Annotated in this window: 22 protein-coding genes; 14 read left to right on the top strand and 8 right to left on the bottom strand. The window is 32.6% G+C overall.

What is annotated here, in order from left to right:
- Window positions 1-61: 61 nt before the first annotated feature.
- The 3 genes from AC2TDS_RS03720 (at window position 62) to AC2TDS_RS03710 (ending at window position 2332) form a co-directional block, all read left to right on the top strand.
- Window positions 62-1291 carry an RNA methylase gene (locus AC2TDS_RS03720; RefSeq protein WP_484737780.1) on the top strand — a complete coding sequence of 410 codons (1230 nt, stop codon included), beginning with the start codon at window positions 62-64 and terminating at the stop codon, window positions 1289-1291.
- A gap of 256 nt (window positions 1292-1547) precedes the next feature.
- The gene (locus tag AC2TDS_RS03715) at window positions 1548-1766 is read left to right on the top strand and encodes a hypothetical protein (RefSeq protein ID WP_484737779.1); all 219 of its coding nucleotides are present in this window, start codon (window positions 1548-1550) and stop codon (window positions 1764-1766) included.
- A gap of 14 nt (window positions 1767-1780) precedes the next feature.
- The gene (locus tag AC2TDS_RS03710) at window positions 1781-2332 is read left to right on the top strand and encodes a class I SAM-dependent methyltransferase (protein ID WP_484737778.1); all 552 of its coding nucleotides are present in this window, start codon (window positions 1781-1783) and stop codon (window positions 2330-2332) included.
- 320 nt (window positions 2333-2652) lie between these two features.
- Here AC2TDS_RS03710 and AC2TDS_RS03705 read toward each other — a convergent pair whose 3' ends face one another.
- Both AC2TDS_RS03705 and AC2TDS_RS03700 read right to left on the bottom strand, forming a co-directional pair.
- Entirely contained in the window at window positions 2653-3495 is an 843-nt protein-coding gene (locus AC2TDS_RS03705) for a DUF2911 domain-containing protein (RefSeq protein ID WP_484737777.1), read from the bottom strand.
- Between the two features lie 443 nt (window positions 3496-3938).
- Window positions 3939-4751, bottom strand: coding sequence for a DUF2911 domain-containing protein (locus AC2TDS_RS03700; RefSeq protein ID WP_484737776.1), 813 nt, complete (start codon window positions 4749-4751; stop codon window positions 3939-3941).
- A 144-nt stretch (window positions 4752-4895) separates the two neighbouring features.
- Between AC2TDS_RS03700 and AC2TDS_RS03695 the strand changes: the two genes are divergently transcribed.
- Window positions 4896-5561, top strand: a complete 666-nt coding sequence (locus tag AC2TDS_RS03695) for an aquaporin (protein ID WP_484737775.1) — start codon at window positions 4896-4898, stop codon at window positions 5559-5561.
- A gap of 5 nt (window positions 5562-5566) precedes the next feature.
- Here AC2TDS_RS03695 and gldG read toward each other — a convergent pair whose 3' ends face one another.
- From gldG to AC2TDS_RS03670, 5 genes are read right to left on the bottom strand one after another with little or no spacing between them, the layout of a single operon-like run.
- A complete protein-coding gene (gldG, locus tag AC2TDS_RS03690) occupies window positions 5567-7207 on the bottom strand; it encodes a gliding motility-associated ABC transporter substrate-binding protein GldG (RefSeq protein ID WP_484737774.1) in 1641 nt (546 codons plus the stop codon).
- On the bottom strand, window positions 7200-7919 hold the full coding sequence (gldF, locus tag AC2TDS_RS03685) for a gliding motility-associated ABC transporter permease subunit GldF (protein WP_484737773.1): 720 nt from the start codon (window positions 7917-7919) through the stop codon (window positions 7200-7202). Before gldF ends, gldG begins: the two co-directional genes overlap by 8 nt.
- Window positions 7920-7925: 6 nt before the next feature.
- Window positions 7926-8456 (bottom strand): GNAT family N-acetyltransferase, encoded by a 531-nt coding sequence (locus tag AC2TDS_RS03680; RefSeq protein ID WP_484737772.1) that lies wholly within the window; start codon window positions 8454-8456, stop codon window positions 7926-7928.
- Window positions 8456-8752, bottom strand: coding sequence for a putative quinol monooxygenase (locus tag AC2TDS_RS03675; RefSeq protein WP_484737771.1), 297 nt, complete (start codon window positions 8750-8752; stop codon window positions 8456-8458). Before AC2TDS_RS03675 ends, AC2TDS_RS03680 begins: the two co-directional genes overlap by 1 nt.
- Before the next feature lie 8 nt (window positions 8753-8760).
- Window positions 8761-9627 (bottom strand): SAM hydrolase/SAM-dependent halogenase family protein, encoded by an 867-nt coding sequence (locus tag AC2TDS_RS03670; RefSeq protein WP_484737770.1) that lies wholly within the window; start codon window positions 9625-9627, stop codon window positions 8761-8763.
- A gap of 119 nt (window positions 9628-9746) precedes the next feature.
- Here AC2TDS_RS03670 and AC2TDS_RS03665 point away from each other — a divergent pair, with 119 nt between their 5' ends.
- The 9 genes from AC2TDS_RS03665 to AC2TDS_RS03625 all read left to right on the top strand — a co-directional run bounded on the left by AC2TDS_RS03665 (window position 9747) and on the right by AC2TDS_RS03625 (window position 21488).
- On the top strand, window positions 9747-10700 hold the full coding sequence (locus AC2TDS_RS03665) for a PhoH family protein (protein WP_484737769.1): 954 nt from the start codon (window positions 9747-9749) through the stop codon (window positions 10698-10700).
- A gap of 426 nt (window positions 10701-11126) precedes the next feature.
- Window positions 11127-12077 carry a phosphoribosylaminoimidazolesuccinocarboxamide synthase gene (locus AC2TDS_RS03660; protein ID WP_484737768.1) on the top strand — a complete coding sequence of 317 codons (951 nt, stop codon included), beginning with the start codon at window positions 11127-11129 and terminating at the stop codon, window positions 12075-12077.
- 909 nt (window positions 12078-12986) lie between these two features.
- Window positions 12987-16439, top strand: coding sequence for a pyruvate carboxylase (locus tag AC2TDS_RS03655; RefSeq protein WP_484737767.1), 3453 nt, complete (start codon window positions 12987-12989; stop codon window positions 16437-16439).
- 74 nt (window positions 16440-16513) lie between these two features.
- The gene (locus AC2TDS_RS03650; protein ID WP_484737766.1) at window positions 16514-17770 is read left to right on the top strand and encodes an aminotransferase class I/II-fold pyridoxal phosphate-dependent enzyme; all 1257 of its coding nucleotides are present in this window, start codon (window positions 16514-16516) and stop codon (window positions 17768-17770) included.
- A 143-nt stretch (window positions 17771-17913) separates the two neighbouring features.
- Complete coding sequence (gene smpB, locus AC2TDS_RS03645; RefSeq protein WP_484737765.1) at window positions 17914-18372, top strand: SsrA-binding protein SmpB; 459 nt, start codon at window positions 17914-17916, stop codon at window positions 18370-18372.
- A 131-nt stretch (window positions 18373-18503) separates the two neighbouring features.
- On the top strand, window positions 18504-19268 hold the full coding sequence (locus tag AC2TDS_RS03640; RefSeq protein ID WP_484737764.1) for a UbiA family prenyltransferase: 765 nt from the start codon (window positions 18504-18506) through the stop codon (window positions 19266-19268).
- Window positions 19258-19830, top strand: a complete 573-nt coding sequence (locus tag AC2TDS_RS03635; protein ID WP_484737763.1) for a Maf family nucleotide pyrophosphatase — start codon at window positions 19258-19260, stop codon at window positions 19828-19830. The genes AC2TDS_RS03640 and AC2TDS_RS03635 overlap by 11 nt, the downstream gene beginning before the upstream one ends.
- A gap of 52 nt (window positions 19831-19882) precedes the next feature.
- Window positions 19883-20833, top strand: a complete 951-nt coding sequence (locus tag AC2TDS_RS03630) for a transketolase family protein (RefSeq protein ID WP_484737762.1) — start codon at window positions 19883-19885, stop codon at window positions 20831-20833.
- Between the two features lie 49 nt (window positions 20834-20882).
- Window positions 20883-21488 carry a porin family protein gene (locus AC2TDS_RS03625; protein WP_484737761.1) on the top strand — a complete coding sequence of 202 codons (606 nt, stop codon included), beginning with the start codon at window positions 20883-20885 and terminating at the stop codon, window positions 21486-21488.
- 135 nt (window positions 21489-21623) lie between these two features.
- Here AC2TDS_RS03625 and AC2TDS_RS03620 read toward each other — a convergent pair whose 3' ends face one another.
- Window positions 21624-22526 carry a lysophospholipid acyltransferase family protein gene (locus AC2TDS_RS03620; RefSeq protein ID WP_484737760.1) on the bottom strand — a complete coding sequence of 301 codons (903 nt, stop codon included), beginning with the start codon at window positions 22524-22526 and terminating at the stop codon, window positions 21624-21626.
- Between the two features lie 705 nt (window positions 22527-23231).
- On the opposite strand from AC2TDS_RS03620, the gene AC2TDS_RS03615 reads away from it, so the two are divergent.
- Entirely contained in the window at window positions 23232-23372 is a 141-nt protein-coding gene (locus AC2TDS_RS03615) for a hypothetical protein (RefSeq protein ID WP_484737759.1), read from the top strand.
- The last annotated feature ends 27 nt before the right edge of the window (window positions 23373-23399 follow it).

Raw genomic sequence — 23399 nt, 5'->3', positions numbered from 1 at the left:
GAGATAGCTATCAGGCTCTACTCTACGCCAACATTAACAACAAACGAATAATTTATAAATCATGAATCCGAGTACTTGGAAATCTTTTTTAGATGACTCTAATAATCTTAGTAAACCTGCGCAAGCAAAAAAATTAGTTTCAACGAAGGATATCGCAGAAATAAAGTTATTATTAATTAAGGTTTTGAAAGGCTTTTTGGCTAAGGAGAACCTGCACGTTGGTTTAAAAATCTATATCAATAATGAACTTCGAAATGATCTTATTGAAAAAATGGCAGCCAACCCTCCTAGTTTGGAGCATTCCTTTAAAGATTGGTCTCAACAAATTTTTGGTGACCAGAAGTTTGGGATGATACTCATAGGTTTGGAAGAATACAGTAATTCTTTTGCCGAAAAAGCGGTCACTATTGTTCGTCCCCTGCTGGAAAATGCAGGATTGCCTCTTGATGGTTTGTCTTTCCTTTTTTTTATGGGAAACTATGGTTTCACACCATTTGGGGTTCATAAAGAGTCTACTGGAGAGGACGGAATTTTATTTCATTTAGGACCGGAGAATAAAGAATTCTATACCTGGGATGATCCAAAATACAACTCAATCGAACATAACTCTGAAGTTTTTCATAATGTTTCTGAAAAGCTCAATGAAGGTAAGTTATATGAATTAGAGCCAGGTGACGCCATGGCTATTCCGCATTATGTATATCATATTGGTAACACTCCAAAATTTTCTTTAAGTGTTGTATTGGACTATGTCAATCCCCCAAAAGATCGATTCGAAAACGAACTCATAAAGACAACGGCAGAAGAAGTATTATTAAGTCATGATGAATATGAAAAACCAATAAAATTGAATGCTCCTCAGTCTGCCTTGAATGATGTGCTCGATTTACATTCTATTCAGAAAAAGATGGAAATTGCATTAACTAGAAAAATATTAGGTTTGAAAAGTAACGGAGGTATTCGAAGAATATCAAATACTACACATACCAGAATCCCTCAATCGGGAACTTTTTCGATTAAAGGCAAAGAGATATTTCCAATCTATTTAGATGTACAAGACAGCAAAGAAACTTTGATTTTCGCAAGAGGTCATCGCATAGTTTTAAAAAACCATCCCATGCTACCACAATTGATTGGTCAGTTGAATAAGGGGGAACACATCACGCTAAACTCCATAAGACAACTAATGGAGCCAATATGGGATTTAGTAGACGCTTATAGTTTAATAGAACAACTATTGAGAGTAGAAGCAATCGTAATAAATGGAATGAATAATGAAAACGTTGGCTAATAACTAAGCATATGACGTGCCGATAGGCTAACGCTATATGCTATATGATTGTTGGACACATAAAGAATAAAACATATAATTCAACTTACTAGAAGCACCTTTTACGAGGTGTTTTTTTATGTCAAAGATTTATGTAAAATAATTATAAAATAAGAATGGTTATGCTTGGGCTTCATATATGGTTAGTTCATCGAAAATAGCAAAGTGCTGAGTAGCCCTGATCTACCTTTAGTTGTTAGACAAATAAAGATTTATTATGAAAAAATATATTCCAAATAGTGTCAAAAAAGTACTTAAGCAAATACTTAGGTTTGTTAATACGAATCTGAATTCAGGTGATAAATATACTTGTCCTATTTGTAATTTTAATTCAAGTAATCTTGCTAGTGTAGGTTTTGATATACCGATATTAAAAAAAAAAGCATCATTGGATCTGGCCTCAGAAATGCAGGGTGTTATAGTTGCAGGTCTATAGATAGAGAACGACTAGTGTATACTTATCTTAAGTATGAAGAAAATATTTTTGAACATAATACAAAGAGAATACTACATTTTGCTCCAGAAGAAAATATTTCAAAGGCATTTATCAACCATAATTTTGAAAACTATTTTTGTGGAGATTTATATACTGAAGGATATAGCTATCCTGAACATGTTAAAAATATGAATGTATTGGACATCCCATTTACAGATAATTTTTTTGATTTTGTTATTTGTAATCATGTTCTTGAACACGTTAATGAAGATATTTTGGCTATAAAAGAAATTGCTAGGGTGTTAAAAAAGAAAGGAAAAGCAATACTTCAAGTTCCAATTGCTAAACATATATACCAAACGTATGAAGACTTTTCAATAATTACTCCACAAGAAAGGGAACATTTTTTCGGTCAATACGACCATGTTAGAATTTATGGTCAAGATTATATTGAAAGAATTAAATCTACCGGTTTAAAAGTTAAAAAAATTAATATTTCAGATAAATATCCAAACTATGGACTAAATCCAGACGAAGATTTATTCATAGCGGTCAAAAATAACTAGTAAATTAATAGAGTTGGTTCCTAAAATGAGCTATTTTTAGAGTCCTTAGTTTACATTTTTATACTTTAACATGAGTTTGGTGTACTTGTATTGTACACCTTTTTAAAATCGAGCTATTCACCGCGAAGAAACATAGTGCAACGGAGTTTTTGTGGCGGTTTCTTCATCCAAAACGATTACGTCAGCCTTAACAAGACTTCGTAATGGCCTGTTTTATGGATATTTTATCGGACCTCAGGTTTCTATAAATAAAAAAATAAAAGTAAAAAAAGCCCATAGGTGTACCTATGGGCTTTTAAGCTAAGTGTTCTAGTATAAAACTATTCCATGTCAGCTAAAAATTCTTTGTTCATTTTTATATAATCAGCATTTCCTCTTTTTTCTGCTCCTGCCAATGACGCTTTTGCTGCTTTAATGGCACCTTGTTTATCTCCTGCTTTCGCTAATATTAACGACTGTTGGCGTAAATACCAAAAACGAGGCTGATCTTTTGTAAGAGCTACCGCCTTATTTATCCATTCTTTTGCTTTGTTAATGTCTTTATTCTCATTTAAATAGTAGACAGCAGAAGAGTAATAGTCACCTGCAGAAGGTCCATTCATTGTTTTAGCAATACTTTCCTCAACATTTTTGTCTGTTGGTGTGTTAAATTTCACTCCAACATATACATTTTCCCATAACAATCCTAAAACAGCCGAGTTATTGGTAATGTCATCGAAGGTAATGGTGAAGGTTTCTATTTTCATAGGAAGCGTTTCAACTTTTACCGTAGTCTTTAATACAGCTTTTTCATCTTTCCATTCTCTTGGAGTGCCCCAATTGTTTGTGTCAGCATAAAAAATAACTTCCCAAGCGTCTTTGTTTGGTTTGGTAAAAATAGCATAAGACCCTTTCTTCAATTCTTTCCCATCAATAGTTACATCATCATTAAAGGTAATTTTTGTATTTTCATTAGCACCTGTTCTCCATAATTTACCATAAGGAACTAGGTTGCCAAAAATAGCTCTATCTTTCATTCCAGGTCTAGAGTATTCAACAGTTACCTCTGTTAAACCTACTGTTTGTTCTATTTTCGAAGCTGGGCTAGGAGCTGGTGTTTTTAACTGAGCGCTTACATGGGTAGCAATTGCTACAACAAACAAGCATAATAGTGTTTTTCTCATTTTTTAGTGGGTATAAGTTTATTTAGAATTATAAAATTAAGGTTAAAATTTATAGTATATGTTAACAAAAACTTAAAAGAATGAAATATGTCTATATGGTTATATAAATACTTAATTATTAGTGGGTGGTAGTGGTTTTATTTTTTTGGAAATTTATAAAGCTAGTTTTAATAGGTGATACCAGTTATTGATTGAATTTATTGTAAAAGAAAATGAGTATTTTATTCTTTATATCAGATAGAGAAATCAATAATAGCAGTAGCTATGATTTCTTTTTATATTGAAATAGAAAGGGAAAAAGGACGTTTTATTACGGTAAATTCAAAGGGTAAATGGTATGAGGTATCTCTGAATAATTATAAAAGTGTGGGATGGTATAAGAAACTACAAAGCGCATAATGATCATTATGCGCTTTGTGATTTTGTAGGAGTATCGCTTCAGCTTATTGTTGATGTTTTGCTATAAAGGATTGAGCTGAGTTTATGATGCCAGGATTATTTTCTTGTCTTGCTAATTTTAACGCAGTTTTCGCCATTTCCAAAGCTTTATTTTTGTGACCTAATTGACTATAAACAAGCGCTTGTTCATTCAAAAAATAAGAGCGAGGATTGTCTTTCGTCATGGTCACCGCTTTGTCAATCCATTCTTTAGCCTTGTTCATATCTTTGTTGTTCTGCAGGTAATATTGCGTTGCCAAAAAATAATCGACTGATCTAGGTGATTCCCCAGTCAATGTTTTCGTGATGTTCTCTTCAACCAATTTGTCTGTAGGAACATCAAATTTTACACCCACGGAAGTATTTTCCCATTGTAAGGTTAAAACAGCAGAGCTATCGGTGATCTCTTCAAAACTGATAGTAAACATCTCCACATTTGTTGATAAACGATGGCTCTTTACATTCGTTTTAATAGCAACTTTTGTGTCATCCCAATTTCGTGGAGTACCCCAATTGGATGCATCACTATAAAAGATAATATCCCAAGAAGATTTCCCAGGAACAGTGAAGACTGCATAGCTTCCTGCTTTCAATTCTTTACCGGAAACGATAACATCATGACCAAATGTAATTTTGGTATTTCTATTAGCACCTGTTCTCCATAACTGGTCATAAGGAACCAATTCACCAAATATAATTCTTCCTCTAACGCTTGGCCTAGAATACTCTAGAGAAACATCAGTAAGTCCAATTTTCTGTTCAACTTTAGCTAACGGACTAGCTTGTGGTGTTCTGATTTGTGCGTTTACTATAGTCACTATTGCTATAGCTAAAGTGCTTAAAAATAGTTTCTTCATAATTTTGAGGTGTTTGTTTAAACATAGTTGTTTGTTAAAATTACAACTATAATTAATTGCATATAGTTAACAAAAACTTAAAAGATGAAATGTATCTTTGCCCTTATGAAACGATACATATCTGAATTGATAGGAACTTTTTCCCTTATTTTTTGCGGAACTGGTGCTATGACCGTGAATGAGATCACAGGTGGAGCGGATTTAACACATACGGGAGTTGCCATTACATGGGGGCTTATTGTTATGGCGATGATTTATGCTTTTGGTGAAATATCGGGAGCTCATTTTAACCCAGCGGTTACCATTGCTTTTGCTTACGCAAAGAAGTTTTCTTGGAAAGAAGTACCGAAGTTTATAGTGGCACAATTAATAGGAGCATTACTCGCTAGTTGTTTGTTATGGGTTATTTTTCCTGAAAGTGAATATTATGGAGCAACCATTCCTACGTTAATCCCATGGAGGGCTTTTGTATTAGAGCTTTTATTAACGTTTTTCTTAATGCTAACCATAATAAACGTGTCTACAGGAAGTAAAGAAGTAGGTGTTATGGCAGGAATCGCTATCGGTGGTGTTGTGCTATTAGAAGCGATGTTTGCAGGCCCTATGACAAAAGCCTCTATGAATCCGGCAAGGTCGATAGCGCCAGCCATAGTTTCTGGTCATTTTGAACACTTATGGTTATATCTTTTGGCACCTGTTTTGGGAGCTCTTTTAGCTGTTGTTTCTTGTAAATTGGTAAAAGATGATAATTGCTGTGATGGCAATTGTTAAGTTGGTTAGCGATATTTCTTTCTCTTCCAATAATTAAAAGCAACTCCAAAGAAAGTTAATAAAACTAATGGTAAAACAATATTTAAAAACTGCCAAAAACGTTTTTCACTATAGGCACGGTCTTTGTTTAAAAGGTTTATTTTTAGTGTTTTATTTCGTAGCTGTATAAGTCCCGTATCGTCCAATAAATAATCAACAGCATTAAATAAGAATTCTTTATTTCCATAATAAGCGCCAGTCCATTTGTCTTTTGAAAGATCGTAAGGTTTACCTTTCAAAATCTGATTTTTAGCAATGTCACCATCGGCAATAACAATCATTTTATTCAAATGCTCGTCTGTGGTGAAAACGGTTGATTTAAAAGGTTTCACCCTGTTTTTGTAAGCTGATGAGAAAGTTCCTTCTAGTAAAACAGCCAATAGTTGCGGTCCGCTTACATATTGATCTTGTTGTGGTTGTTTTGAAATACTTTGTAGTTCAATAAAACGAGGAGTTCCTACTTTTTTAGTTAATTCAGAAGAAACAAGCAAAGGAGTTTTCTTAATAGCTCCTTTTAACATATCGATTTGTGTAGTAAATTGAAATCTTACAGGAGCAATGTTCCTAGTGATAGGATGGTTTGGATTACCACTTACTAAGGGATGGTAAAACCAGTTTAAATGTTGAAATTGGGTTTGATTACCAACATTTCCAGTAGCTAACGGAATTTTAGCGCTGTACAGATCTTGAATAAGCTTATGGTTAATTCTAACTTCATAACTAAACAGTAAATCAGTTAAATTTAAATCGCGAGGAGAAGCCATCATAACGCCTTGGTTATACAAACTATCCGTGTCGGAATAGTTATTGTCAACCATCCATAAACTTCTACCTCCTTTAGTGATAAATTGATCCAATACGAATTTTTCTTTTTCTGTGAACCTCTCAGTAGGTTTAGCAATTATAGCCAAATCGTATTTTGTTAAATCGTTTAATGTTTTTTGTGGAGCTTTCTCTACACTGTCTAAGGTGAATTTACCTAATCGATATTTACTTCTTAATTTAGATAGTATGCTGTATAGATAGATATCTTCTAGTTCACCATTTCCAGTAACTACAGCTATTTTCTGTTTAGACTCTTTGGTAAGTAAGTGAAAAGCACTTGCAAAAGAATATTCTAATTTTTCAATCGCATTTTGAAGCTGCGCTTCTTGCGTTTTCAAAGCAGAATCGGGCAACAAAGATACCAGTTCAGTTTTATTTCCATAGGTGATTTCTGCCCAAGGAAAAATAATAGCTTCAGAAAGATTTCCATCTTCTTCAACGGTCAATTGACTCGGGAGCATTCCTTTCTTGATAAGGCGTTCTCTAATATTGTCAGGTTTGATAAAACGGAAATATATAGTGGAATTTTTCGCTTTCAGTTCTTCTAAAAATTGCCTTGTTTCTATTTGTAAACGTTTAAATTCGGAAGGAAAGTCTCCTTCAAGGTATACATTTATTAAGACATTACTGTCAAATTCATCGACAAGATCAATGCTCACTGGAGAGAGGGTGTAACGTTTGTCGAAAGTTAAATCTAAACGTTTGTAAATGCGCTGACTAATACTGTTAATGACAATTATAGCCGTTAAAAGTAATAGTGTATGTTGTGTCTTTTTATTCATTGCTCAATTTTTGTTTAGTGATGAATAAAAAGAAAAAAGTAATACTTAGGAAGTAGAGAATATCACGTGTGTCTATTACGCCTCTACTAATGCTTTTATAGTGCTCATTAATTCCAAATTTTTGTAAAAAGTACCCCGAATTTCCTAGTGAGTTAGCTATTGCCTCCACACCAAAAAACAAAATAAAAGTAATGAATACAGCCAAAATAAATGCGATAATCTGATTGCTTGACAAGGTAGAGGTAAATAAACCTATCGCAGTATAACTGGCTGCTAGAAAGAGAAGTCCAAGATAGGACCCTAAGGTACTACCAGTGTCTATATTTCCGATGGGATTACCTAAACTATAAATGGTATAAACATAAGTTAAGGTTGGTGCTAGTGCTATGGTTACCAGTAGTAAAGAAGCAAAAAACTTGCCCAAAACAATTTGCCAGTCACTTAAAGGGGTGGTTTTTAATATTTCGATGGTTCCATTGTTAAGTTCATCGGCAAAACTTTTCATTGTAATGGCAGGGATTAAAAATAAAAATAGCCAAGGGGTCAAATAAAAAAAACTATTTAAATCAGCAAAACCAGCATTTAAAATATTTAAATTGTCTTTAAACACCCACAAAAACAAACCATTTACAAGTAAGAAAGCTCCTATTACCAAATAAGCAATTGGTGAAGCAAAAAACGAGTTAAATTCTTTTTTTAATATTGGAAACATACAATGCTATTCGTCTTTTTTTTGAAGGTTAAAAATAATATTATTCTCAAAATCGATATCAATTTTTTCAGGTTGATGGATAAAATTGTGGTTTTTTAATAAAGTGATAGAAGCTAGGTTTTTACAATGCGTGTAAGCCTCAATTTCCTTTAAATTAAGAGTGTTAAAACTAAAGTTTATGACTTCCTGTAGGGCTTCACTCATAAAACCTTTTCCATGAAAATCAGGGTGTAATTCGTAACCAATTTCACCATAGGAAAAATGGTCGTTAAAATGGCGTAATCCAATAGATCCTATCATGTCATCACCATGTTGAATTACCCAAAAAACCCCCTTGTTACAATGTATTAACTCATCAATCATTTTTATAAAGCCTTCAACTTCCAGAATGTTTTCCGGAAGTTTCCTGTCAATATATTGATTAACAACGGCGTTAGAACGTATTTTAAATACAGTCTTTAGGTCGCTATAATTGAGTTTTCTTAAAATCAATCGGTCTGTTGTTAAAACAGGAAAGGGATTAAATAATGATTTCATTAAGGTAACGATGTTATTTTATCTACACTCCAAGCAACGGGTTTGTCATTAAATAATTGTTTTGTCCTAGCCCAAATATCTTTAAATAGTTCTGAATTTCTATAATTTTCTAAATCTTTTTCCTTTTCCCAGTAACTATAAGTAAAAAATATGTTTGGATTTGTTTTATCTCTATAGAGTTCTAATAAACAGCAACCTGATGAATTTCGTATATCCTCTTTTTTCTCGTTAAAATTTGCTAAGAATTCTTCAATTTTTTCGGGTATAAAACTCATTTTTACAATGCGTACAAACATAATTGTGGTTATAGGTTTACGGGAGTGAACTCGGGTTTAACAATCTCTTCAAATTCAATAGTAATGGTATCACGGTATTTTAAGCCCAGTAAAGTTGAGGCGCCACCAACAGTTTCTAAATTGCTTCTGTAAATAGCTATTTCCAAAAAACCAGCTGAATTAAAAATAGCTAATTTATCACCATCGTATTGCCTTCTTTCTTCAGGAAGAGAGAAATCAACAATTTCATTATAGCGATTAAAAACAGTTTTAAACTGATGTCGCTTTGCTGTAATCGTAAAACTTCGACCCTTACCAATAGTAGTAAATAATTTTTTATCTATGTTGGTTATTACATTACCGTAGTTATCAATATAAATAACGCCCCCTTTTATAATATTTTGTTGTTGATTTATTTTGGGTTGTATTTCTATTAGCTTTTTGTAGGAAGAAATTTCTTTGCCTATAACATTTAAATTACCACCCCGGGCAATATGAGTTGCCGCTTTTACAAAAACATCCAAAACAGGAAAACTGCTACTCACATGATTATGAATGTTTATTTCTACTATTTTCGTTGGATTTACCTCTGAAGCGATCATAGATATTAAACCGTTATCAGGGCAGATAAAAAATTGATTATCCAGCTCAATAGCTATATGTTTATTTTCAACACTTAATTCAGAATCCACACCAACAATATGGATAGTTTTATCAGGAAAACTCTTGTAGGTGTTTTTTAATATATACGCAGTCTCCGTTATATTAAATGGAGATATATGATGTGTTATATCTACTATAGTAGTGTCTGGCAACTCAGAATAAATAGCTCCTTTTACAGCACCTACAAAGTGGTCTTTTGTTCCAAAATCAGTAGTTAATGTAATGAGAGGCATTAATTTAGTTCCTTGTTAATTATTTTGTGAAAAATTATATCAAATTTAATAGCAAAACTACGCAATTCATTAAAAATAATCGTTATTTTTAAACTGAATAATAATAAAACATATAACATTTGAACGAACGTATTATTGAATTAACAGAAATCGACCCAAATGATTTTTTTGGTGCTCAAAATAGTACAATAGACCAATTAAAAACATACTTTCCCAAAATAAAGATAGTTGCTAGAGGAAACAAATTAAAAATTTACGGTGAAGCTGAAATTTTAGACGAATTTGAAAAGCGTCTTGAAATGCTTGTGAAGTATTTTAATAGGTATAATAAATTGGATGAGAATAGCATAGAACGCATTTTAACATCTACAGGAAAAGAAGAGGAGATACGGAAAAATGGTAAAAACGAAGATGTTCTTGTTCACGGTGTTAGTGGCAAACTTATAAAAGCTGAAACAGCGAATCAACGTAAAATGGTAGTGTTGATGCAGCAAAATGATATGCTATTTGCTGTTGGACCAGCGGGTACGGGTAAAACTTATACAGCCGTAGCTTTGGCGGTAAGAGCACTGAGAGAAAAAGAAGTGAGAAGAATCGTTTTAACTCGCCCAGCTGTTGAGTCTGGAGAGAATTTAGGTTTTTTACCAGGTGATTTAAAAGAAAAATTAGATCCGTATATGCAACCGTTATACGATGCTTTAAGAGATATGATTCCTCCTGAAAAACTGCAAGCTTACCTAGAAAATGGAACCATACAAATCGCTCCATTGGCTTTTATGAGAGGACGTACCTTAGACAATGCTTTTGTTATTTTAGATGAAGCTCAAAATACAACGCATGCACAAATGAAAATGTTTTTGACGCGTATGGGAAGGCATGCCAAGTTTATCATAACTGGAGACCCAGGGCAAATTGATTTACCACGTAAACAAGTTTCAGGTTTAAAAGAGTCACTCTTAGCCTTAAAAGACATTGAGGGCATTGGGCATGTTTATTTAGATGACAAAGATGTTATTAGACATAGATTAGTGAGGAGGATTATTAAGGCTTATAAGAGTATTGAAACGGAATAATTCTCGTATTGTGATGTGACAATCAGAAATAGAGTATATATGAATACCTAGGTTTTTTATCGATTTATTTGAGCAATGTAAAAAAAAGAAAGCAACAAAAAGTAAGATTTGAGGAAATATTACCCATCGAAAGCTCAAAGAAGTATACTACTATCTGTTTAACTATGGAATGTGATGAAATTAGGGGTTTCATCTTTTGAAAATAAATTAGATAGCCGTTTTATAAGAACTTATAAATTAGTGATCATAAATCGGTAGAAAGCAAAGTATATAAAAAAAGGATGTACATGAGTTATTACATGCTTAAATATATTAATAGAGAGCTGTTATCGTTAGTTTTGACATGTGTTTTTTGCAGAAAATAAAATTCTAATTTCTTTGCTAAAAAACTTACATTTGCACACTACAAAGCAACAACAGCAACAAATGAATACAATAAACGAAACCAATTTTCAGTTTCCGAATCAAAAAACAGTTTACAAAGGCAAAGTAAGAGAAGTTTATAATATTAATGATGCATTGTTAGTGATGATCGCTTCTGATAGATTGTCGGCTTTTGATGTAATATTACCTCGACAAATCCCTTTTAAGGGGCAGATATTAAATCAGATAGCAACGAAGATGATGAACGAAACTGCTGATATTGTACCCAATTGGTTAATAGCAAATCCTGATGAAAACGTTACTGTAGGACATTTATGTGAACCTTTTAAAGTAGAAATGGTGATTCGTGGATATTTATCGGGGCATGCAGCTCGTGAATATAAAGCTGGAAAGAGAATGCTTTGTGGCGTTGAAATGCCAGAAGGAATGAAAGAGAATGATAAGTTTCCTGAACCGCTAATAACTCCATCAACAAAAGCAGATAATGGAGAGCACGATGAAGATATTTCTAGAGAAGAAATTTTGGCAAAGGGTATTGTTTCAGAGGAAGATTATGTAGTGTTAGAAGAGTATACCCGAAAGCTCTTTCAAAGAGGAACCGAAATTGCTAAAAAACGAGGACTTATTTTAGTGGATACCAAGTATGAGTTTGGAAAATCCAAAGAAGGAAAAATTATGCTAATTGATGAAATTCATACACCGGATTCATCACGTTATTTTTATGCAGATAGATATGAAGAATGCCAAGAACGAGGTGAAGAGCAAAAGCAATTATCAAAAGAGTTTGTGCGTCAGTGGTTAATTGAAAATGGATTCCAAGGAAAAGAAGGACAGCAAATTCCTGAAATGAAGGATGATAAAATTACAGAGATATCGAATAGATATATCGAGTTATTTGAGCAAATTACAGGGGAAGCTTTTGTAAAAGCAAACACAGGAAATGTATTAGAACGAATACAGAAAAATGTGACGTCGTTTTTGAACGAAAGGTAGCATCGTAGATGTTTCCTATGCTAATGCCAAACGGAGCTTATAGAAAAGTAGTGTAATCATTATCAAAATAAAATCGTATACAGCACTAAAGACGTTACGAAATTATGCCTTCGGTACTTCGTGTCTATTTATGAATATATGACCTAGGTCTGATCCTTCTTATAAACACAGAAAGTAATACGGGGTAAATCATATTTGTATGTGACTTATAATAAAAATGTAAACTAAGGAGCTAGGCTCTTGAAGAACTGTCTCTATGTTGATTTAATCAATGGTTTTTGTTTGTTATCTGTTATATAAAAACATTTATGATATTAATGTATCGATCGTAATTTTTAGGGTCAATGCCAATTTATAGGTGATCGTATTTTAATACTAACTTTCCTCTGCTAATTTCATGGTATCATGCCGATCGTTATTTGAAACTTTTTAATGAATCAAATGAAATAAATAGGTAACTTTAAATTCCAATTGGTGTACTACATGAGGCCTGATTGAGGAATTCTACCTAAGAACTGCTATTATTGACTTTTCTATCTTATAGAAAGAAAAAAACACTCATTTTCTTTTACAGTAAATTCAAACAATAACTGGTATAACTTTTGTAAGGAATAAATAATACTTAAGAGGAAAAAATGGAACTATACTAAAAGTGGCTTATGAAAAGATATCTTTTTTAAAACGACCATCTCTTAATATAAAATAGTAGCAAATTTGAAATCCATTTTCGTAATTTATCTTACATAAAAGCAATTAAATCGTTTGATATTATTTAAATTTTATGCTTTTTGTGTTATTTAGTTTAAAATTTTAACCAAATTAACAAATTAATGTAAAAAAAATAAAAATTAAATAACTTTGTAGGGTAACTAACAAAACACAATTATTAATTATCATAACATTTGATCAATGAAAATAAAAAAAGTACTCGTTGCCAATCGAGGGGAAATTGCTATTAGAGTTTTTAGAGCCTGTGTAGAAATAGGAATAAAAACCGTTGGAATTTACACATACGAAGATAGATACTCACTACACCGGTATAAAGCTGATGAGTGTTATCAAATTGGAGAAGACAACGAGCCTTTAAAGCCTTATTTAGATATTGAAGCGATTATTCAAGTAGCTAAAGAAAACAATGTAGACGCTATACATCCTGGATATGGTTTTTTATCAGAAAATGCAGAATTTGCACAGAGATGTGATGAAAATGGAATTATTTTTATTGGTCCTAAAGTTTCTGTATTAAAGGCATTAGGAGACAAAATAACAGCAAAAGAAGTAGCTGTAGCCAATAAAGTGCCCATAATTCAGAGTAGTAAAGAAGATCTTACATCCGTAGATGTTGCACTAAAGGAAGCATCGAGAATTGGATATCCAATTATGATGAAAGCTGCCTCAGGAGGTGGAGGAAGAGGAATGAGAGTTATCAGGAATGATGATGAATTAAGGAAAGCATTTCCTGAAGCCAAAAGAGAATCGTTAAATGCTTTTGGGGATGACACTGTATTTTTAGAAAAATATGTTGAAAATCCAAAGCATATTGAAATACAAATTGTTGCTGATACCTTTGGAAATATAGTTCATTTGTATGAAAGAGATTGCTCAGTTCAAAGACGATACCAAAAGGTTATTGAATTCGCTCCTTCGTTGGGCTTGTCTGATGATATTAAGAATAAACTGTATACCTACGCGATTGATATTTGTAAAGCAGTTAACTATAATAACATTGGTACTGTTGAGTTTTTAGTGGATAATAAGAATACTATTTACTTTATTGAGGTGAATCCAAGGATTCAAGTAGAGCATACAGTTACTGAAATGGTTACCAATATTGACCTAGTTAAAACACAAATTTTTATAGCTGGTGGATATACGTTAGGCGATAAACAAATAAAAATACCAAGTCAAGAATCAATTAAGATAACAGGCTACGCGTTGCAATGTAGAGTGACAACTGAAGATCCAGGTAATGATTTTAAACCAGATTATGGCACGGTAACGACTTACCGAAGTGCCTCAGGTTTTGGAATTCGATTGGATGCAGGTAGTATATATCAAGGAGTAAGAATATCTCCGTTTTTTGACTCTATGCTAGTTAAGGTTTCTGCTAGAAGTAGAACCCTTGATGGGGCGTGTAGAAAAATGATAAGAGCCTTGGCTGAATTCAGAGTTAGGGGAGTAAAGACGAATATCGCTTTTCTAGAAAATATATTACAGCATCAAGTGTTTAGAGATGGTGATGTTACGGTAAATTTCATCAAGAATGAACCTAAGCTGTTTGAGTTTAAAGAACCGAAGAATAGAGCTAATAAACTCATTAATTTCTTAGGAGAAGTGGTGGTAAATGGAAACCCAGATGTAAAAAAAAGACATGTAAACCATCAATTTACCAGCCCCAAAATACCTGAATACCCAAAGTTAGAGAAGTATCCAAAGGGAACAAAAAGTCTACTGACAGAATTAGGGCCAGACAAGTTTTCAGAGTGGTTGAAAAATGAAAATAAAATTCATTTTACAGATACCACCATGCGCGATGCACATCAAAGCTTACTGGCAACTCGCATGCGAACAACAGATATGTTAAAAGTAGCTGAAGGATATGCTAAAAATCATCCTGAAATATTTAGTATGGAAGTATGGGGAGGTGCAACCTTCGATGTATGCTTACGATTTTTACATGAAAACCCATGGGAGCGATTAGCATTGTTAAGAAAAGCAATGCCCAACGTATTATTGCAAATGCTCATTAGAGGTTCAAATGGGGTAGGGTATACAGCATATCCGGATAACTTAATACAAAAGTTCGTTGAAAAATCATGGGAAACAGGGGTAGATGTTTTTAGGATTTTTGATTCGTTAAACTGGATGAAATCTATAGAACCTTGCATAAATCATGTGAGAACCAAAACAAAAGGGTTAGCAGAAGCTTCTATTTGTTATACAGGCGATATTTTAAACCCTAACAAAACAAAATACGATTTAAAATACTATCTACAGTTAGCTAAAGATATAGAAAATGCAGGAGCTCATATTTTAGGAGTGAAAGACATGGCTGGATTGCTAAAACCTCAGGCAGCCTATGAATTAATTTCCGCATTGAAATCTGAAGTCAATATTCCTATTCACTTGCATACGCATGACACTTCTTCCGTGCAATCAGCAACATATTTGAAAGCAATTGAAGCAGGTGTAGATGTCGTTGATGTAGCTTTAGGAGGGTTGTCTGGGTTAACATCGCAACCTAACTTTAATTCTATGGTGGAAATGTTGCGATTCAATGAAAGAGAAAATTTGTTAGATACAGGAAAGCTTGCTGAATATTCAAATTATTGGGAAACAGTTAGAGAGTATTACTATCCTTTTGAATCAGGTCTTAAATCAGGTACAGGAGAGGTATACGAACATGAAATCCCTGGGGGACAGTATTCGAATTTAAAAGGTCAAGCAAAAGCATTAGGCTTAGAAGATAAGTTTACTGAAGTGACTAAAATGTATGGAGAGGTAAATGAAATATTTGGAGATATAATAAAGGTAACACCGAGTTCAAAAGTTGTGGGTGATATGGCTCAATACTTAGTAAGTAATAATCTCAGTGTTCAAGACGTTATGGAGAAAGGAGAAACGATCTCATTTCCACAGTCTGTAATTAGCTTTTTTAAAGGAGACTTAGGTCAGCCAGTTGGTGGATTTCCAGAAAAATTGCAAAAAATAATTTTAAAGAATGAAAGGCCATATACAGAAAGGCCTAATGCCCATTTACAACCAATTGATTTTGAAACTGAATTCAACGAGTTCAGAGAAAAATTTAAAAAGGGAATGGGAAGGAAGCTAGAAATTACAGATTTCTTATCGTATAGGTTGTATCCTAAAGTATTTGTTGACGCTCATAACAATCATTTAAAATATGGTAATGTTATGCATATTCCAACAAAGAATTTTTTCTTTGGGATGGAAATAGGTGAAGAGATTATGATTGATATTGAACCAGGTAAGCGCGTATTAATATCATTAATGCAAAAGAGTGAACCTGATGAGAATGGATTTGTAAGTGTTTTCTTTAAAATTAACGGGCAAATGAGAAATGTTTTAATTAAAGACAATTCAATCACGGTCGATAAAATAGAGAATCAAAAAGCAGATTCAAAGAATGAAAAGCAAATAGGCGCTCCTTTACAAGGGTTATTATCTACAGTATTAATAAACACAGGAGATGAGGTAAAAGAAAACCAACCTCTATTTGTTATTGAGGCTATGAAAATGGAAACAACGGTAACAGCGGTAGCCTCCGGAGTAATTGATAAAGTTGCATTAGAAGCAGGAGCATTAGTAGATGCTAATGATTTAGTAATAGAGTTGCAATAAGTCGTTGACAAGTTGTTTTGATATACTCTTAAAAAAGTTTAATTTCGCACCGATATTAAAAACAAAAAGTAAAAATGGTTAAAGATTTATTTGAAAGAATCAAAGGAGATAAAGGTCCACTAGGGAAATGGGCTGATAAAGCAGAAGGATATTTTGTATTTCCTAAGTTGGAAGGGCCAATATCAAACCGAATGTCTTTCAATGGTAAAAAAGTAATTACTTGGAGTATTAATGATTATTTGGGCTTAGCCAATCATCCAGAAGTTTTAAAAGTAGATGGAGAATCTGCTGCCACTGATGGAATGGCCTATCCAATGGGAGCACGTATGATGTCTGGTCATACAAAATATCATGAGCAGTTAGAAGAAGAATGTGCTGAGTTTGTTGGTAAAGAAGCTTCTTATTTAGTAAATTTCGGATATCAAGGAATGGTATCGGCAATTGATGCTTTAGTGTCAAAAGATGATATTATTGTTTATGATATGGATACGCATGCATGCATAATTGATGGAGTCCGTTTGCATGCCGGGAAACGTTTTGTATATCGTCATAATGACATTGAAAGTTGTGAAAAGAACTTAATGAGAGCAACGAAAATGGCGGAGAAAACTGGTGGTGGAATTTTACTAGTTTCAGAAGGAGTATTTGGTATGCGAGGTGAACAAGGTAGAATAGCCGAAATAGTAGCATTGAAGAAAAAATACAACTTTCGAATTTTAGTTGACGACGCCCATGGTTTTGGAACACTTGGTGAAGGAGGAAGAGGTACTGGATTTGAACAAGGCGTACAAGATGGAATTGACATCTATTTTGCAACTTTCGCGAAATCTATGGCAGGAATTGGAGCATTCTTTGCTGGAGATAAAGATGTGGTTCAGTATTTACAGTACAATATGCGTTCTCAAATGTTTGCAAAATCATTGCCAATGCCTATGGTAAAAGGTGCATTGAAACGTTTAGATATTATTCGTAAAACACCTGAATTAAAAGATAGACTTTGGGAAATAACAAATTCGTTACAATCTGGTTTGCGTGACGCTGGATTTGATCTGGGAACGACGCAAACTTGTATTACTCCAGTGTATTTAAAAGGTGATATACCAGAAGCTATGGCTATGGTTCATGACCTGCGTGAAAACCACGGTGTATTCTGTTCTATTGTAGTTTACCCTGTTATTCCAAAGGGATTGATTATATTAAGATTGATTCCAACAGCACGACATACTATAGAAGACGTAAATGAAACGATAGAAGCGTTTTCTCTTATTAGAGAAAAGCTAGAAAACGGAACCTACAAAAAAGTAGCTGAAGTTTTAATGGCTGAATCGTAAGCCAAAGTTTAAATAATATATAAAAAGCTCTGAGGTTTTTCCTTGGAGCTTTTTTATGAGCTAACAGATATAAAGGATAATAAAAAACATAGGGTAGTATTTTATTTATAACCTTAAATTTATAAGTATATTTGCTCTTATTTATGCAAAAAAGAATTAACATACAAAATAAAAAGGCTCGTTTTGAATACGAAATTTTAGATAAATTGATCGCTGGTATCCAACTTACTGGAACGGAGATTAAATCTATACGTCAAAGTAAAGCGAGAATTACAGAGAGCTTTTGTGAGTTTAATGACAAAGGAGAACTCTTTGTGATAAATATGTATATCGAAGAATATGCTTTTGGTAATCAGTTTAATCATAAACCAAAAAGCGAAAGGCGTTTATTACTTACAAAAAGAGAACTTAAAAAATTGGCTCGCGAGGTTGATGTCAAAGGAAATACCATTATTCCATTAAAACTTTTTATAACTGAAAAAGGTTGGGCAAAATTAGAAATAGCACTTGCCAAAGGAAAAAAAACACATGATAAACGTCAAACGTTAAAAGATCGTGATAACAAGAAAAATTTGGCAAGAATAAAAAAGAGTTTTAATTAATGTACCTTGAGTTTTTTAACATAATAAAATGGAAAAAATTAATCTATATTGTGATTATTCAATTTCTATTCAAATTATGTTTTTTATTTAACCAAGGGTTTGAAACTAGACTTTCATTTTTAGAGTTTTCAATGCTATCAATTTCAACCATTGGTATTTTGGCTTCTGGATATTTGACCAGTTATAGTGTTAGAAAGAATAAAAACAAATATTTGAAATACCCTCTGAAAAGGGCAGTATTAGGTGCCTATATAACTGGTTTTTTAAGTCTTTTTTTATGTGTTTTAGTCTCTTTTTCTATCGGAATGCCTTTCTATAGTCTAATTGGAGTTTTTTCCGCGTTATTTGTAATAATATACTCTTTTTACGTAAGGAAAAAGAGCTTATCTACCAATATGGTAAATTCATTCATCAAGTCATTTAGTATTTTAATAATTTGGTGGTTCGATGCTCCAATAAATTTAAATGATACCCAATGGGAATTGTTTTTTAAACTAGAGTTAATAACAGTATTTTATATATCATTATCGTTTGTATATAATATTGTTAGAGAAACGATAAAAGATATTGTAAATATTGACTATGATTACGCTTTCGGTCATAAAACCATCCCCATTTTATTTGGTAGAAAAAGAGCAAAGTCTATTATTTTAACGATGTCTATATTAGGATGTATAGGTCTTTTTTCTTTAGCGGTCATTTTTGTAAAGAAAAAATTTATACTTCTTACAATATTATCTTTAGGTACTTTTCCTGGATTATATTTTATTCATCACTTGATGAAAGCAAAAACAGGAAAAGATTTTGAATCATTATTGAAAACATCAAATTTTCTTTATGTTTTAGGTATCCTAAGTGTACCTGTAATCGCTTATTATTTTAGATATGTTATCTAGTAAATACAATATTATATTAGCATCTGGATCACCCAGAAGACAGCAACTTTTGGCCGATATGGACATTGAGTTCGAAGTTCAGTTAAAAGAGGTAGAAGAAATTTATCCTAAAGAATTGAAATCTCATGAAATCACTGATTTTTTAGCAGATCTAAAATCAAAACCATTTGAGAACGTTATTTCTGATAGAGATCTTGTTATAACCTCTGACACCATTGTTTGGATAAATGATAGGGCATTGGGAAAACCAAAAAATTACCAAGAAGCTTTTCAAATGCTTACCAAGTTATCCAACAAATCACATAAAGTGATTACTTCAGTTTGTTTAACAGGTAAAGGATTTAAAAAGATAATTCATGATACGGTTACTGTTTATTTTAAAGAATTATCTGAACAAGAAATTGACTATTATCTACATACCTATAAGCCATATGATAAAGCAGGAGCTTATGGTATTCAAGAATGGATTGGCAAAATAGGTATTACTAAGATTGAAGGAAGTTATTTTACAGTGATGGGCTTACCTGTTCATAAACTTTATAAAGAATTAACGAAATTATAACTTATATATTTTTTAAAAGAGTATTTTTGAACCGTATTTAGAACACAAACTAATGAAAAAATATACATATACAGAAAAAAAAGACACTCGTTCTGGTTTTGGTGACGGGTTAACTGAATTAGGAAAAACAAATCCTGAAGTGGTGGCTTTATGCGCCGATTTAACTGGATCACTAAAAATGAATGAGTTCGCGAACAACAATCCTGAACGATTTTACCAAGTTGGTATTGCTGAAGCAAACATGATGGGAATTGCAGCTGGTCTAGCCATAGGCGGAAAAATACCGTTTACAGGTACTTTTGCCAATTTTTCAACAGGTCGTGTATATGATCAAATTCGTCAATCAATAGCCTATTCTGATAAAAACGTGAAGGTATGTGCTTCACACGCCGGATTAACTTTAGGAGAAGATGGTGCTACTCATCAGATATTAGAAGATATTGGATTGATGAAAATGTTACCTGGAATGACAGTAATTAACACCTGTGATTATAGCCAAACAAAAGCGGCTACAATGGCCATTGCTGAGCATAAAGGACCAGTATATCTTCGTTTTGGAAGACCAAAAGTACCGGTGTTTATGACTGATCAACCCTTTGTTATAGGGAAGGCAGTTCAACTTACTGAAGGAACAGATGTAACTATTGTTGCTACAGGGCATCTAGTATGGGAGGCTTTACAAGCATCAGAGCAATTAGAGGAAAATGGAATTTCTGCGGAAGTAATTAACATACATACGATAAAACCATTAGATGAAGAAGCAATACTAAAATCTGTAGAAAAAACAGGATGTATTGTTACCGCTGAAGAACACAATAAATATGGTGGTTTAGGAGAGAGCGTTGCTCGTTGTTTAGCTACAAAAAATCCAACACCACAAGAGTTTGTTGCGGTAAACGATAGTTTTGGTGAGTCAGCTACTCCAGACGAGTTAATGGCTAAATATGGTTTAAATAGTGCGGCTATCGTAGAGGCTGTTCAAAAAGTAATAAAAAGAAAATAATATTTTAAGAATAACGTTTAAGATAGAAACCTAAAATAAAATCTAAAATATGAAAAAAATAATATTACTAGCGCTGTTGTTTGCAGGAGTAGTTCAAACTACCCAATCGCAAATACATTTTGGTATTAAAGGTGGAGTGAACTATAATTCGGATTCTTTCCAAGAAGTGAGTACAGATATTCTGGAAGGAGCTGAAAGTAAAACTGGATTTCATGCTGGTATTTGGACTCGTATTAAAGTGCCTGTTATAGGATTGTACATTCGTCCTGAGTTAGTGTATACTAGCCTTAAAAGTGAATATACTGAATCAACGACAAGAAAAGTAGCTACCTATAATTTTCAAAAGATTGATATCCCGGTGTTGTTAGGTAAAAAGTTTCTAAAAGTAGCCAACGTTTTTATAGGACCATCTTTCCAATATATCATTGATGGTGATTTTAATCTAGATACCCTTGGTGAAATTGTTACAGAAGCCGATGGTTTTACAGTAGGACTGCAAGTCGGTGCTGGAGTTGAACTAGGAAAGTTAGGATTAGATGTGAGATGGGAAAGAGCATTTTCCGATACGGAATCAAAATTCATCAGCGGAGGAGATACAGAAAAATTTGACACTAGAATTAATCAAATAATAGTAGGTTTATCTTACAGATTTTAGTAAAATAAGAGCTGAGTAAAAAATAAAAAATCCGAGTTTAACTCGGATTTTTTATTTCTATTAATCAATGTTATTTATAACTTGAATTTACCAAAATACTCTTATAGAGTAAGTTTAAATCACAAACGATAACGGTTATTTCTTTCTTTTTTCAAGCCACTCAGCGTACTTATCTCTGTGCTTGAAACGTTTATGAGACCATAAATAGTAGCCAGGTTGTTCTTTAACAGCTTTCTCAGTAATAGATAAATAGTTATCAGTAATTTGATAATTATCATACTCTTTTGGACTATCGGTGATTAGTGTAAATTCAGTTTCATAAAAACCTCTTTTAATTTTTTTGGTGGTATAATTAACAACGGCAAAATCGTACTTTTTAGCAAGAGCTTCTGCTCCTGTATGTACAGGAACTTTGATACCAAAAAACTCCTTCCAATAATGAGTTTTATGAAGCATGGGAGATTGATCACTCAATAAAATATATAAAGATTGGATATTGTTTACATGATTTTCATGAATTTTCTTTACTGTTTCAGAGGTCTTTACTCCAATAACGCCAAACTTTGTTCTGGTTTGTCTTATTTTTTTTTCAAAGTAAGGATTTGCCAATTTAGTATACGCACCAAATATATCTATATTTAGAACAAGAGGTAGGCTAAAAGACCATTCCCAATTCGCTTGATGTGCTCCTACCAAAGCAATGCTTTTACCCTGTTTGGCCAGATCATTAATTAGCTCAGGATTGGTATAGTTATAGTGTTTTAAAATATCTTTTTCGTTAATAGAAAACGTTTTTATACTTTCTACCATAAGGTCAATAAAATGACCAAAAAATTGTTTAGATAATCTGATGATTTCTCGTTGATTTTTTTCCGGAAAAGCCATAGCTAAATTAGCAACCACAATTTTCTTCCTATAACCAATTATGTAATAAATTATAAGATAAAAAAAATCTGAAATTACATACAAAACTCTCAAGGGGAGCAAAGAAAAAATCCAGATAAAAGGATAAAAAACAAAATAGGTAATAAACTTCATAAATAGGTTTTATAAACAACAAATATCTAATATTCTAGCTTAAGATAAAAAGAAGTAACAGTTAATTAATTCAAATTATTATTTTAATTCAATCTCTGTGTGTTAGTAGATGTAATTATAGGAAAGTTGTCCGTTTTCAGCGGTGAAACTTAATAATAAGTGTTTTTCCTAGTAGTTACGTTGGATTTAATCATTAAATTTGACTAGTAAGAAATTGGTAATCCCCCGATTTTTAGCGGTCTTATTCTAATAAAAGCTCTCCAGTTGAATATAAACTGGAGAGCTTTTATCATTTTCAGGCAACTAATTTTATTTTAGACATGTCTTTATATTTGAAATCACTATAATATTTGAATACATATAGCGTTCGACTTTTCAAAAAGCAAAACATTATCAGACGATCGAATAGTAGATAGAACTCATGACGCAATAAGAATTGGAGTAGGCGGATTCTTTGGAGGTAATACCATTAATCATTTGAATTTACCGTAATAAAACGCCCTTTTTTCCTTTCTATTTCAATATAAAAAGAAATCATGGCTACTGCTATTATTGATTTCTCTAGCTTATATAAAGAAAAAAACACTCACTTGTTTTTACAGTAAATTCGAATAATAATTGGTGTAAATTAGTGATTAGACAGTACATTGAATTTGAAAGTGATGAATCTATAAGAGTCGAAAAGTACAAAAAGGCGACTTTAATATGAATACCATAAACTACGGCATAAGTACCTATCTTGCGTATCAAGGTTTAGGGCTATATGCAAAATATGATTTGAATGCAGTATTTCGAAACGCAAAAACAAAAAATATTTCTTTAGGTATTCCTTGGGATTTTAACTAGAAAAAATTCAGTTGTAGCTTTCTTATA

The sequence above is a fragment of the Tenacibaculum profundicola genome (assembly GCF_057220795.1).
This window is presented reverse-complemented; position numbering and strand designations above follow the sequence as displayed.

What these genes read in the sequence shown, in the direction of transcription:
- AC2TDS_RS03720 (WP_484737780.1), top strand. Translation starts at nt 62, where the DNA reads ATGAATCCGAGTACTTGGAAATCTTTTTTAGATGACTCTAATAATCTT.
- AC2TDS_RS03715 (WP_484737779.1), top strand. Translation starts at nt 1,548, where the DNA reads ATGAAAAAATATATTCCAAATAGTGTCAAAAAAGTACTTAAGCAAATA.
- AC2TDS_RS03705 (WP_484737777.1), bottom strand. Translation starts at nt 3,495, where the DNA reads ATGAGAAAAACACTATTATGCTTGTTTGTTGTAGCAATTGCTACCCAT.
- AC2TDS_RS03695 (WP_484737775.1), top strand. Translation starts at nt 4,896, where the DNA reads ATGAAACGATACATATCTGAATTGATAGGAACTTTTTCCCTTATTTTT.
- gldG (WP_484737774.1), bottom strand. Translation starts at nt 7,207, where the DNA reads ATGAATAAAAAGACACAACATACACTATTACTTTTAACGGCTATAATT.
- gldF (WP_484737773.1), bottom strand. Translation starts at nt 7,919, where the DNA reads ATGTTTCCAATATTAAAAAAAGAATTTAACTCGTTTTTTGCTTCACCA.
- AC2TDS_RS03680 (WP_484737772.1), bottom strand. Translation starts at nt 8,456, where the DNA reads ATGAAATCATTATTTAATCCCTTTCCTGTTTTAACAACAGACCGATTG.
- AC2TDS_RS03675 (WP_484737771.1), bottom strand. Translation starts at nt 8,752, where the DNA reads ATGTTTGTACGCATTGTAAAAATGAGTTTTATACCCGAAAAAATTGAA.
- AC2TDS_RS03670 (WP_484737770.1), bottom strand. Translation starts at nt 9,627, where the DNA reads ATGCCTCTCATTACATTAACTACTGATTTTGGAACAAAAGACCACTTT.
- AC2TDS_RS03660 (WP_484737768.1), top strand. Translation starts at nt 11,127, where the DNA reads ATGAATACAATAAACGAAACCAATTTTCAGTTTCCGAATCAAAAAACA.
- AC2TDS_RS03655 (WP_484737767.1), top strand. Translation starts at nt 12,987, where the DNA reads ATGAAAATAAAAAAAGTACTCGTTGCCAATCGAGGGGAAATTGCTATT.
- AC2TDS_RS03650 (WP_484737766.1), top strand. Translation starts at nt 16,514, where the DNA reads ATGGTTAAAGATTTATTTGAAAGAATCAAAGGAGATAAAGGTCCACTA.
- smpB (WP_484737765.1), top strand. Translation starts at nt 17,914, where the DNA reads ATGCAAAAAAGAATTAACATACAAAATAAAAAGGCTCGTTTTGAATAC.
- AC2TDS_RS03640 (WP_484737764.1), top strand. Translation starts at nt 18,504, where the DNA reads ATGCTATCAATTTCAACCATTGGTATTTTGGCTTCTGGATATTTGACC.
- AC2TDS_RS03635 (WP_484737763.1), top strand. Translation starts at nt 19,258, where the DNA reads ATGTTATCTAGTAAATACAATATTATATTAGCATCTGGATCACCCAGA.
- AC2TDS_RS03630 (WP_484737762.1), top strand. Translation starts at nt 19,883, where the DNA reads ATGAAAAAATATACATATACAGAAAAAAAAGACACTCGTTCTGGTTTT.
- AC2TDS_RS03625 (WP_484737761.1), top strand. Translation starts at nt 20,883, where the DNA reads ATGAAAAAAATAATATTACTAGCGCTGTTGTTTGCAGGAGTAGTTCAA.
- AC2TDS_RS03620 (WP_484737760.1), bottom strand. Translation starts at nt 22,526, where the DNA reads ATGAAGTTTATTACCTATTTTGTTTTTTATCCTTTTATCTGGATTTTT.
- AC2TDS_RS03615 (WP_484737759.1), top strand. Translation starts at nt 23,232, where the DNA reads ATGAATACCATAAACTACGGCATAAGTACCTATCTTGCGTATCAAGGT.